10 protein-coding genes are annotated in these 12919 nt (G+C 38.5%); 1 reads left to right on the top strand and 9 read right to left on the bottom strand.

The features are described 5' to 3' along the window. Positions 1–261 precede the first annotated feature (261 nt). From hemB to hemA, 5 genes are read right to left on the bottom strand one after another with little or no spacing between them, the layout of a single operon-like run. Positions 262–1224 carry a porphobilinogen synthase gene (hemB, locus tag KI375_RS07705; RefSeq protein ID WP_212972919.1) on the bottom strand — a complete coding sequence of 321 codons (963 nt, stop codon included), beginning with the start codon at positions 1222–1224 and terminating at the stop codon, positions 262–264. Continuing rightward, positions 1214–2026, bottom strand: coding sequence for a uroporphyrinogen-III synthase (locus tag KI375_RS07710; RefSeq protein WP_212972920.1), 813 nt, complete (start codon positions 2024–2026; stop codon positions 1214–1216). The genes hemB and KI375_RS07710 overlap by 11 nt, the downstream gene beginning before the upstream one ends. After that, positions 2016–2954, bottom strand: coding sequence for a hydroxymethylbilane synthase (hemC, locus tag KI375_RS07715; RefSeq protein ID WP_212972921.1), 939 nt, complete (start codon positions 2952–2954; stop codon positions 2016–2018). The genes KI375_RS07710 and hemC overlap by 11 nt, the downstream gene beginning before the upstream one ends. Before the next feature lie 33 nt (positions 2955–2987). Then, positions 2988–3815: a cytochrome c biogenesis protein gene (locus KI375_RS07720; protein ID WP_212972922.1), complete on the bottom strand. Its 828-nt coding sequence runs from the start codon at positions 3813–3815 to the stop codon at positions 2988–2990. Between the two features lie 12 nt (positions 3816–3827). Further along, positions 3828–5177: a glutamyl-tRNA reductase gene (gene hemA / locus KI375_RS07725; RefSeq protein ID WP_212972923.1), complete on the bottom strand. Its 1350-nt coding sequence runs from the start codon at positions 5175–5177 to the stop codon at positions 3828–3830. Between the two features lie 392 nt (positions 5178–5569). Between hemA and KI375_RS07730 the strand changes: the two genes are divergently transcribed. Next, positions 5570–6061, top strand: coding sequence for a LiaI-LiaF-like domain-containing protein (locus tag KI375_RS07730; protein ID WP_212972924.1), 492 nt, complete (start codon positions 5570–5572; stop codon positions 6059–6061). 219 nt (positions 6062–6280) lie between these two features. Here the strand turns inward: KI375_RS07730 and yihA are convergent, their stop codons facing one another. From yihA to clpX, 4 genes are all read right to left on the bottom strand, one after another. Further along, positions 6281–6862, bottom strand: coding sequence for a ribosome biogenesis GTP-binding protein YihA/YsxC (gene yihA, locus KI375_RS07735; RefSeq protein WP_212972925.1), 582 nt, complete (start codon positions 6860–6862; stop codon positions 6281–6283). Next, positions 6859–9192, bottom strand: a complete 2334-nt coding sequence (gene lon, locus KI375_RS07740; protein ID WP_212972926.1) for an endopeptidase La — start codon at positions 9190–9192, stop codon at positions 6859–6861. Before lon ends, yihA begins: the two co-directional genes overlap by 4 nt. Positions 9193–9757: 565 nt before the next feature. After that, complete coding sequence (gene lonB, locus KI375_RS07745) at positions 9758–11419, bottom strand: ATP-dependent protease LonB (RefSeq protein ID WP_212972927.1); 1662 nt, start codon at positions 11417–11419, stop codon at positions 9758–9760. 182 nt (positions 11420–11601) lie between these two features. After that, positions 11602–12864 carry an ATP-dependent protease ATP-binding subunit ClpX gene (clpX, locus tag KI375_RS07750; protein ID WP_212972928.1) on the bottom strand — a complete coding sequence of 421 codons (1263 nt, stop codon included), beginning with the start codon at positions 12862–12864 and terminating at the stop codon, positions 11602–11604. Positions 12865–12919 lie beyond the last annotated feature (55 nt).

Raw genomic sequence — 12919 nt, forward strand, 5'->3', positions numbered from 1 at the left:
ACCTCCAATTATGATTTATTTTTCCATTCTACTTAGTGTTAGACTTCGTCGCGTTGTCTAGCTACAGCGCCTAGCGATTGCAAATTTACATCTTCTTCCTACGATAAGTCAACTCGATTCACCTTTCAGGCTCATCGTGTTTCCTTTATCTCAGGCCAACAGAATGTTGGTCAGAACGGCGTTGCGCCAAGACGGCGCGTTCTTAGCCGTTCAACCTTATAATCCAAATTTGTACATCGCTGAACAAGGCGTTTTCGCATTTCATAACCAGCTGGCTACATCTTTAGCAAAGTATGTAATAATTAAATCAGCGCCAGCTCTTTTCATACTTGTTAATGATTCGAGCACGATTGCTTTCTCATCAATCCAGCCATTTGCAGCTGCAGCTTTCACCATAGAATACTCCCCACTGACATTATAGGCAACAATCGGCAAGTTACATTCATTTTTTACATCGCGAATGATATCCATATAGGAAAGTGCCGGCTTTACAATAAGAAAATCGGCTCCTTCTGCGATATCCGACTCTGCTTCCCTTAATGCTTCCAAACGGTTAGCAGGGTCCATTTGATAGGTTTTTCGATCCCCAAACTGTGGCGTACTGTTGGCCGCCTCTCGGAATGGACCATAGAAGGCAGAAGAGTATTTCACAGCATAGGACATAATTGGAATTTCTTTAAAACCAGCCTCATCCAACCCATGGCGTATGGAGCTTACAAAACCATCCATCATATTAGATGGAGCAATAATATCTGCGCCTGCTTGTGCTTGACTCACAGCAGTCTTGACTAAAAGCTCTAAGCTTTCATCATTAAGGACTTCTCCATCTTTTACTACTCCGCAATGCCCATGGTCTGTATACTCACAAAGACAAGTATCTGCAACAACGAGTAGTTCTGGATAATGCTTCTTCACTTCACGTGTTGCTTCTTGAACAATCCCATGATCATGGTAAGCCCCAGTCCCACATGCATCTTTCTCTACAGGAACGCCAAACAAGATGACCGCTTTAATCCCAAGCTGTACAATCTCGTCGAGCTCCTGCTTCATTAGATCAAGTGAGATTTGATAGATTCCTGGCATAGAGGAAATTTCCTGTTTCTGCTGCTCTCCTTCGACAATAAACAAAGGGTAGATAAAATCCTCTGATCTTAAATGGGTTTCACGAACTAACGCTCTCATATTTGCAGAGCTCCGCAAACGTCGATGTCGATCAAAATTCATGTATATCTTTCCTTTCCCGTTCTTGATAATAATTGTATATCTCTTGAAACAAATCATCCATCGTAAACTTTTCCGGACAAATTTGCACGCCGTACCCCTCATTTTCTATCACTTGTTTTGTCACTGTCCCAATGGTCGCAATAATCAATCGATTTATGTGTCGCGTGATTGGCTGTTTCACGATTTTCATAAAATGATTAAACGTGGAAGGACTAGTAAAAGTGACAACATCCAGAGTATCTTCTTTAATTAAATTCAGTAATTGGTCATTCTGCACAGTGGGATAAAATGTTTCATATATAATCCATTCATCTGCTAGAATCCCGCGACTTCGAAAACCTTCCGCAATCGTTCGCCTCGCCAAATTCCCCTTAGGAATAAGCACTTTTTTCGCTGAATATCCAGTTTGAAAGAACTCATGAACGAAATCCTCTGCCGTAAATATATGTGGCATAAAGCATGAATTGATATGATAGCGATCCAAAGCCTCTTTTGTCTTTTCTCCAACAACAGCAAACTGAATCGATTGACTTAGAACGGTAACGTCATCCACATGCTTTTTGACCTGCTCGAAAAAATAATGAACACCATTTTTACTAGTAAAAATAATCCAGTCATATTCTCTCAAATGGTGAAGATAATAAGATTGATTAGGATCTGTAAACCTACGAAAATCAATAAGGGGAATCATATGAGGAATTCCCCCAGCTGAAGCGACATCCAAACAAAACTGCTCTCCTTGCTCTCCACCCCTAGTAATTAAAACATGCTGTCCTTTTAAGGGCTTGTGCCTATGATTCATTGGCCAAATCTTCCCTTACTTGGTCAATTAGCTTCTTGGCTCCTTGATCACTTAACAGGGAAGCTGCCTTTTCTCCGAGCAATCTCGGCTCCATGCCTTTAAGTGTTTCTTTATAAATCTTTTTCCCATCTGGCGAAGCAACTAATGCCGTTAATTGAACTTGTTTTTCATCCACTAACTTCGCTAAACCTGCAATTGGCACTTGACAACTTCCCTCCATTTTATCGAGAAACGCTCTCTCCGCTTCCACAGTTTGGGCAGTTGTTTCACAAGTTAGCTCACTAAGAAGGCTAAGTAAATCTTCATCATTTTCGCGACACTCTATGCCTAATGCTCCTTGACCAATCGCAGGCAAACAGATTTCCGGTTCAAGATATTCTGTAATAATATCTTCATCCCATTCCATCCGTTTTAATCCAGCTGCAGCCAGGATAATCGCATCATAATCACCCGTTTTTAATTTCGATAAACGGGTTTCAATATTCCCCCGTATCCACTTAATTTCAAGATCAGGACGAATCGCCAAAATCTGCGCACTTCTTCTTAAACTACTAGTACCAATGATCGCGCCTGCCGGTAAATCCTGTAGTCGAATATGTTGATTGGAAATGAAGACATCCCTACAATCCTCTCGTTCGGGAACACTACCAATGATCAACCCATCGGGAAGAACGGCTGGCACATCCTTCATGCTATGAACAGCCATATCAATCTCTCCATTTAGGAGCGCTTGCTCGATTTCCTTGACGAACAGACCTTTCCCCCCCACCTTTGAAAGGGTAACATCTAAGATCCGATCTCCTTTTGTCGTTATTTCTTTAATTTCAAATTCAAAAGGAGCTCCTATCTTTTCTAATTGCTTTCGCACCCAATTGGTTTGCTTCAGGGCAAGATTACTTTTTCTCGACCCAATCACAATTTTTCTCACCAATATTTCCTCCTTTAAAAACAAATCTATTTTTTAATGATACCAAATATGAAAAGTAGAGATACGGCTAGCTAAGAAGAAATTAATTAAAAGAATTAAAAAGGCTGCACAATTCCATATGGCCAAGCGTTTCCCACTGATTTCTTTTTTTAATCGTAAAAACAGCCAAATTCCATAGATTACGATTACTAAAAAAGACCCAATAATCTTAGGATCGTACCAGTGAAACATTGGAAGCTTTATTAATGCCCATTGGAGGCCTAGGATCAAGCTTAATAATAGGATAGGAACTGCAATAACATTTAAAACATAAGACATCCGCTCTAATCTCTTTAAATCTCCTAAACGCCAAAGGGTTTTGAACCATTTTTTCTCTTTTAATAGTTTGTATTGCAATAAATATAATAGCGAAAACACAAAAGATAATGTAAAAGCTCCATAAGAAAAAATAGCCATGGTTATATGAATAAATAATAACTCTGAAATAAGTTGATCAGCCATTGCAGGCATTTGCCCTGGAGCAAACGCATGGATCGTCATAATCGTGAATCCAACAATATTTGTGAAAAAAATGGTGAAATCAACTTTAGAAATTTTATGAATTGTTAAAGATAATGTAATTAAGACCCATGAATAAAAATAAAGTCCCTCAAAAAGAGTAAGGATTGGAAACCTGCCTGTATAGAACATATAGAAAAACAAAAAAATTGTTTGTAATAACCAAACAATTGATAACAGGTAGAAGGCAAGCTGACTTGCCTTCCTGTTTTGCCCAATAAAATCAATAAAGTAAAATAATATCGATAAGGCATAAAGAACAATAATAAGTTCGGGTAATCTAACCATCATAATTGAAATCATTTGCATTCCCTCTTATGATTGAAAAAGGGGAGCTTTTTGACTAGCCGCTTCTTTTGTTTTCTGTTTTACTGTTGTTTCCTGTTTAGATTGATCTTCCCCCGTTTCCAATTGAAAGATTTGCTCAAATAGGGCTATTTTCTCTGCTGCTTGCGGCTCACTAGCCATTTCTTTAATTTGCGAAATAGGATCTTTTAATAACTGATTAATAATACTTTTTGTATGTTTATTTAAAACTTTTCTTTCTCTTTCTGATAAATCAGGCATTTTCCGTTCAATACTATTCATCGTTTCCGCTTGGATGGCAAGTGCTTTTTCTCGTAAAGAAGTAATTACAGGCACAACCCCAAGAGTATGAAGCCACTCATTGAAATCATTGATTTCTTCATGAATCATGATATCGATTTTGGCTGCCGCTAATTTGCGTTCTTCCAGATTTGCTTCGACGATTCCTTCCAGATCATCAATATCGTATAAAAATGCATCTTCAACTTCCGAAATCCCCGGATCTAAATCACGAGGAACCGCGATATCTAGAAGAAATAATGGTCTACCTTTTCTCATTTTTTCCATTTCAACCAGTATGTCTTTTTTAATGATATAGCCATTAGCACCAGTTGAACTAATGACAATGTCTGCTTCCATCACAGCGCACTGAAGTTCATTTAGTGACTTAGCTTGACCTGCAAACTTTTGAGCAAGTTCTTGGGATTTTTCAAACGTACGGTTGATAACTGTAACCTTTTTGGCGCCATTGGAATAAAGATTTTTAATGGCTAATTCTCCCATTTTTCCTGCCCCAATTACCAAAACATGTTTATCTTGTAAATCTCCAAAAATTTTCTTAGCTAACTCAACTGCAGCGTAACTAACAGAAACAGCATTAGCCCCTATATCTGTTTCGGAATGAGCCTTTTTCGCGAGGGCTATCGCTTGTTTCATGAGCTGATTGAAGACAGTCCCTGTTGTTTTATTTTCTTGAGCATTTAAAAAGCTATTGCGAATTTGCCCTAAAATTTGTGTCTCACCAATGACCATGGAATTTAGTCCACAGATGACCTTGAAAAGATGTTCTACCGCTAATTCTTTTTCATGAATGTATAGATAATCTCCAATCATTTCAAGATCCATATGAAACCAATTCGCTAAAAAAGACTTTATATAATATCGACCAGTATGAACCTGATCAACAACTGCATAGATTTCTGTGCGATTACATGTAGAAACAATGACATTCTCAAGAATACTTTTTTGTTGCTTTAAGGATGCCATTGCTATTGGCAGCTCTGATTCAGAAAACGCTAAACGCTCCCTAATTTCCACTGGAGCCGTTTTATGATTAAGCCCCACAACAATAATATGCATTTGATAAATGGCACCTCCAGTTTTAGTCCATATCTATATTATAACATGCTTAATTAGAAGAATTCTAAAAAGTTGTGAACACATATTGAAACCTGTGCTATATTTAGAGTAATCATTTAAATGCGTGTTTAAAAAGGATGATAAAAAGGACCCAGGCAGCTAAAGATGCTGACAACCTGTACGTCTAAAGGGCGAAACGGACTTGAGCGTATGTGGTAACTTTGACGTTCGACACAGGACGTGCCGGTATTTAGTCGAAGAACCGTTATCTCACAGTGTCCTTTTTACCGGAGGCCTGCAGGACGCAGGTCACAAAGGCGTTGCGACAGGATGTCGCGAATTTAGCCTTTGATCCTTTTGAACAATCTCTTTAAGGAAGTTGAGGAATTTTTATGAAAAAGCCACCATACCTTTTGTCAGGAATTATTCTATTTGGATTTGGTATTTATTTTCTTTTACAGTATTATCAGCTTTCCCTATTTCAAGGTTTTTACTCTTGGCCGACTCTCTTTGTGATTGTCGGAATCGCTTTTCTGGTAAATGGCTATGCCGGAAAAGATTACTCATTCATATTTCCCGGAGTTCTGTTAACTGGAATCGGACTTCATTTTCATATTACTCAGCATTTAGCTGTAACGATTGATATTTCTGGCATCTTTTTGTTGCTGATTTCAATCGGTTTATTCCTTACCTATGTAAAAACAGGGAATGGTTTATTCCAAGGGATTTTGTTTCTCGCTATTTCTTTATTATTACTGTTTTTTGACAAATTAAAAGAAGGGCTACTTAAAAATGGACAAAGTATTGCCTGGATTGACCAAGCATGGCCCTATCTTTTCATTGTTTTTGGTCTATACTTTTTATTTTTCCATAAAAGAAAATAACTTGGATAGAGGCTGGGACAAAATAAAAATGTAAATGCATTACCTTAGCGGAGGAAATATTCGTAGACTCCTGTGGGAAGTGAGAGCTCCAAAAGGTGAAGCTTGAGCGGACACTCGCTCGCGGAAAGCTAGGTATATTTCCGGAGCGAGTTATACGCACGCCAGTAGTTCATTTTTTTTTTGCAAAACCACTATTGTCCCAGCTTTCTATTCATTATCTTACAGCCATTTTTCTAATATATGCCATGCCTTTTCTTTTCCCATTCCTGTTTCTGCTGAAAATAAGACGATGTCATCTTCTATTTGTAATTTTAACGTTTCTTTTACAATTTTTTTGTGCTTTTCCCATTTTCCTTTAGGGATTTTATCCGCTTTTGTAGCGATGATCCCACATGGAATGTCATAATGTTTTAGAAAATCATACATTAAAACATCATCTTTCGTCGGTGGATGTCTTAAATCAATGATTAGCAATACCGTACATAATTCCTCTCTTGATGTGAGATAAGTCTCAATCATTTCTCCCCATGCTTCTCGTTCTTTTTTGGATACTTTTGCAAATCCATAGCCTGGAACATCAACAAAATAGAAGGTATCTTCAATTTTATAATAATTCAAGGTTTGCGTTTTTCCTGGTTTAGAAGAAGTACGTGCAAGACTTTTTCGGTTAATCATTTTATTTATAAAGGACGATTTCCCCACATTCGATCTTCCCGCCAGCGCAAATTCAGGTAATCCTTCATCAGGATACTGCGCTGGTTTGACGGCACTAATGATAAACTCTGCATTATTTACTTTCATTGTTTCTCCCCCGATAATGCAATTTTCAATACTTCATCTACATGGGAAACAGGAATAAAAGTAAGGTCTTGACGAACACTCTCTGGAATGTCCTCTATATCCTTCTCATTTTCCTTCGGCATAATAATCGTCGTAATCCCTGCCCGATGGGCGCCTAGTGATTTTTCCTTTAACCCGCCAATCGGTAAAACTCTTCCCCGTAATGTGATCTCTCCTGTCATGCCGATTTCCTTTTTGACAGGATTCTTTGTCAAAGCGGAAATAAGAGCTGTTGCAATGGTGATCCCAGCCGATGGCCCATCTTTGGGTACGGCTCCTTCTGGAACGTGGATATGAATATCTGTTGTCTCGTGAAAATCTTTTTCAAGATCGAATTCGGTTGCTTTCGACCTAACATAGCTAAAGGCTGCTTGTGCCGATTCCTTCATTACATCGCCTAATTTTCCCGTCAGAATTAACTTTCCTTTACCAGGAGACAAGGAAACTTCTATTTGTAAAGTATCCCCTCCTACTGAGGTATAGGCCAACCCGGTTGCTACACCTATCTGATCTTCAAGCTCAGCTTGTCCATAACTATATTTTTTCTTTCCAAGCAATTCTGTCAAATACTTTTCGGTTACGATCACTCTTTTCTTTTCACCGGAAGCGATTAATTTGGCCGCTTTTCTACAAATGGAGGCGAGCTGACGATCCAATTCACGAACTCCAGCTTCGCGGGTATAATAGCGAACCAGCATCTTAATCGCATCGTCTCTTAATTGAAGTTGAGCTTTTGTAAGACCATGATCTTCTATCTGTCTTGGCAATAGATGGTCTTTGGCAATATGAATTTTTTCCAATTCCGTATATCCTGCAATTGAAATAATTTCCATCCGATCTCGCAGTGGTCCTGGGACAGAAGCTAAATCATTGGCTGTCGCCAAAAACATTACCTTGGATAAATTATAGGGCTCTTCAATATAATGATCACTGAAATTACTATTTTGGGCAGGATCCAATACCTCTAACATTGCAGAAGAGGGATCTCCACGAAAATCATTGGACATTTTATCAATCTCATCTAGCAAAAACACTGGGTTAATCGTGCCCGCTTTTTTCATCCCTTGAATAATTCTCCCAGGCATAGCCCCCACATAGGTACGACGATGCCCACGAATTTCAGATTCGTCACGCACACCACCTAATGAGACACGAACAAAATTTCTTCCCATTGATTCTGCAATCGAACGTGCTAGGCTTGTTTTTCCTACTCCAGGTGGTCCAACAAGACATAGAATAGGACTTCGTAATGAATTAGTTAGTTGTTGTACCGCAAGATATTCTAGCACTCGTTCTTTTACCTTCTCTAATCCGTAGTGATCGCGTTCTAAGATCTTTTCAGCTTTATGAATGTTCAAATCATCTTTTGTAGCGTTTGACCATGGCAATGAAATTAACCAATCAATATAAGTGCGAATAACAGAACTTTCAGCAGAGGAAGTAGGAATTTTTTCATAACGATCTAACTCTTTTAATGCCATTTTTTCTACATTTTCTGGCATTTGCGCTTCACGGATTTTTTCAGCCAAATCTGCTATTTCTCCCGTTTTTCCTTCTTTATCGCCTAATTCTTTTTGGATAGCCTTCATCTGTTCACGCAAATAATATTCTTTTTGCGTGCGATCAATGGATTGCTTGACTCTTTGGCCAATTTTCTTTTCTAAATGTAAAACTTCTCTTTCATTGTGAATAATATTGATGACTTTTGTTAATCTTTCTTTTACGTCAATAATTTCCAAAATGCCCTGTTTATCTTGAATTTTCAAGGGCAAATGAGAGGCAATAATATCAGCCATCCGACCTGGCTCATCTATATCAGCCACTGTTGCAAAGGTTTCCGAAGAAATCTTCTTCGAAAGCTTAATATATTGTTCGAAATAATCTAGCATGGTCCTTTTTAACGCTTGAATTTCAACATCTTGATTTATAGCTTGTATATCATCATCATATCGTTCAAGATCCACAGCATAATAAGGACCTTGATCCTTTATATTTTTTATTTTGGCTCGACTCAATCCCTCTACCAGAACACGAATCGTTCCATTAGGCAACTTTAACATTTGCTTAACCTTAGTCAATGTACCTATCTCAAATAAGTCCCCGTCCTCTGGAGATTCAATTTCGATATCCTTTTGGGTTGTCAAAAAGATTAAATGATCATTTAGCATCGCCTGTTCTAAAGCTTGAACAGAGCGCTCTCTTCCCACATCAAGATGCAGGACCATTGTTGGAAAAACGAGCATTCCCCGCAATGGCAATAGAGGCACTAACGGCTCTATTTTTTTTGTCATATTTACTACCTCCGTGCTATTTTTTAGACAATGTAGAATGCCTAAAAGGATAAACGACTGAAGACCTACATCTTTATCCCTTGTGAAACTAGTACCGACTTATATTATTTTACTAGACGGATTTTCACTATTTCACTTATTCACATCGTCCAATTATTTCCTAAAGAATCTAAGAAAAGAGAAAGCGCCTTAAGTGCGTGTTCAAAAAGGAGGATAAAAAGGACCAAGAAGTTCGAGGCGGCGCAGCTTCGAGCAGCGGAATGTATGCATTTAGATACATGAGCAGCGAAGAAGCAAGCCAACGAAGAAATTCGCAGTGTCATTTTTACCGGACTTTTTGAACATCCTCTTTAAGGGCGCTATCCATTCTTTTATTTTCCTTATTCGTTCTGTGTCCATTTTAGCTTAAATGGTCATATGATGTCGAGAAACTGGCTCACAGGAAGTGAGTCCATCGGCGTTGCGACGCACAGGATGTGCTAGTGCAGGCGAGGCAACAGGATGTCGCTGCTTGAGCCTGCCGACAGGACGTCGCGCTTTTAGCCATTGTCCCGACTATCTTAGTTTAAACACTTTTTTTATTAGTCGCTGAAAAATCAGGTAAGATTCGATCATGCCCAGCCTTTTTAATTAAAGCCACTTCTAATGCTTCTTCTAGACGGCTAATGGGCATTACTGTGACCATTTCTATCTCTTTTAAATTGGATTGCATATTTTCGGCAGGTATAAGCACTGTTTTAGCGCCTGCAAGTTTTGCTGCTTTTACTTTAGAGTATACGCCGCCAACAGGTTTTATATCACCATGAATCCCTATTTCTCCTGTCATGGCAACTGTGTGTTCCACTGGTATTTTATAAATTGCTGAATATATTCCTACCGCTATTGCCACACCGGCGGAAGGACCGTCTGCTGGAATCCCCCCTGGAAAATTGACATGAATATCATACTGCTGAATGGGAACACCCATTGTTTTTAATACTGTTACTACATTTTCAATGGAGCCCCTTGCCATACTTTTTCTTTTGACGGTTTTTCCTTGACCGTTAATATTTTCTTCTTCAATAATACCTGTAATTTGTACTGTGCCTTTATCCGCTGGAAAGACCGTGACCTCAATATCTAATAGCATGCCGCTATTGGGGCCTGTTACTGCAAGTCCGTTCACAACTCCTGTTTTCGATTGTGATTGAATGGATTTTTCATGACGTGGGACAAGCTGACTTGAGCGAATGACCCACTCCATATCTGCATCTTGTATATATTCTCTATCCTCTATGATTGCTAAACCAGCAGAGGTTTGAATCATATTGACAGCTTCTCGTCCATTTCTAGCATAGGAAGATAATAAGGCAAGACCTTTTTCATCAATCGTAAAATTGATTTTATCTACTGCCTTGTTTGCAACAATTTCAATTTCCCCTTTTTCCAGTTCATGAAAGAATACTTCCATACATCTCGAACGAATAGCTGGTGGAATTTCGTTAGGCGTCCGTGTTGTGGCGCCAATTAAACGGAAATCTGCAGGAAGTCCTCGCTTAAAAATATCATGAATATGAGTAGGAATTTGATTATTTTCCGAACTATAATAGGCACTTTCGAAATGGACCTTTCGATCTTCTAATACTTTTAATAGCTTATTCATTTGGATCGGATGAAGCTCACCAATTTCATCAATGAATAAGACACCGCCATGAGCATTAGACACGGCACCTTGCTTTGGCTGTGGAATTCCAGCCTGCCCCATTGCACCAGCCCCCTGATAAATAGGGTCATGCACAGAACCAATTAAGGGATCCGCTATCCCTCTTTCATCGAACCTCGCTGTTGTGGCGTCTAGCTCAACAAATACTGAATCCGTCTGAAAGGGAGATCGTCGATTTTTCTTTGCTTCTTCTAAAACAAGCCTTGCAGCAGCTGTTTTTCCTACACCTGGCGGCCCATAAATAATAACATGCTGGGGATTTGGTCCACATAACGCTGCTTTTAACGCCTTAATCCCATCTTCTTGCCCTACAATATCTGAAAATTTCGCTGGCCTTACTCTTTCTGCTAAAGGCTCTGTTAACTTTATCCCTCGCATTTTTCTAAGATGTTCCATTTCCTTTTTTGATTCTTTATCAATGGTAACCTTTTGAGATCTTTGGTTCATCAATAGATTTAGAAAATACAATCCAATAATGATGCCAAAAAACAACTGAATCATAATAATAATCGCTGTCCAATTCATACATTACCCTCCCGAAGACACAAAATAACGTCTATCTTTTATCTATTAGTATCTCCGCTTCAAAGAGGAATAAACCATGATTTTCTAGTGATTTTATGGATTTTTAAGAATTTTAACCATAAAAAAACTAGGATTTTTTTGTTAAAAATCCTAGTTTTTTATTATAACTCGTTTGCTTTGACTTAAGCTGAGTTTTTTTCAGATCCCTTAATAACTGTTCCATCTTCAAGTACAAGCTTAGGTGGCTTATTTTGCAGAACAGAATCTTTCGTAATAATACATTTTTTTATATCTTCACGAGATGGCAGATCAAACATCACGTCTAACATTAGCATCTCAATAATTGATCGTAGACCACGAGCGCCTGTTTTCCTTTCAATCGCCTTTTTTGCAATTTCATGAAGGGCGTCATCTTCAAATTCAAGCTCAACTTCATCCATACCCAACATTTTTGTATACTGTTTGACAAGGGCATTTTTCGGTTGAGTTAGAATTTCAATTAACGCTTCTTCATCCAACTGTTCTAAGTTTGCGATGACAGGTAAGCGGCCGATAAATTCTGGAATCAATCCAAAACGAAGTAAATCTTCTGGAAGAATTTCGGATAAAAGTTCTTTCTTTTCTTCCTGACCTTTCACCTCTGCGCCAAAACCAATCACTTTTTGTCCGAGACGGCGCTTGATAATCTGTTCAACACCATCGAAAGCTCCACCACAAATAAACAATATATTCGTTGTATCAATCTGAATAAATTCTTGGTGTGGGTGCTTTCTTCCTCCTTGTGGCGGCACACTCGCTACAGTACCTTCTAATATTTTAAGTAAGGCTTGTTGTACACCTTCACCAGAAACATCTCTAGTGATTGAAGTGTTTTCCGATTTTCTAGCTACTTTATCGATCTCATCAATATAAATGATCCCACGCTCTGCTTTTTCCACATCATAATCAGCGGATTGGATTAATTTAAGTAGGATATTTTCCACATCTTCCCCAACATAACCCGCTTCCGTCAATGACGTTGCATCCGCAATTGCAAACGGTACGTTTAAAATCCTTGCCAAAGTCTGTGCAAGTAAGGTTTTACCGCTTCCAGTAGGACCTATCAAACATATATTACTCTTCGCAAGCTCGACATCATCGATTTTGCTATTGGCATTAATACGCTTATAATGGTTGTAAACGGCCACAGCTAAAGACTTTTTAGCTTGTTCTTGGCCAATTACATACTCATCTAAGATTTCTCTAATTTCGAGTGGCTTAGGGATATCTTTAAATTCTACTTCTTCTTCCGTCCCTAGTTCTTCCTCCACAATTTCTGTACATAGCTCAATGCATTCATCACATATATATACACCAGGTCCAGCCACTAATTTTCTCACTTGTTCTTGTGTTTTACCACAAAAAGAACATTTCAACTGACCTTTTTCCTCGTTAAATTTAAACATGATTTCACCCCTATAATAAGCTATATCCTTTCCATTTACCTTTCAAATTAACAAG

The sequence above is a fragment of the Bacillus sp. J14TS2 genome (assembly GCF_018333015.1).
GTDB lineage: Bacteria > Bacillota > Bacilli > Bacillales > Bacillaceae_C > Lederbergia.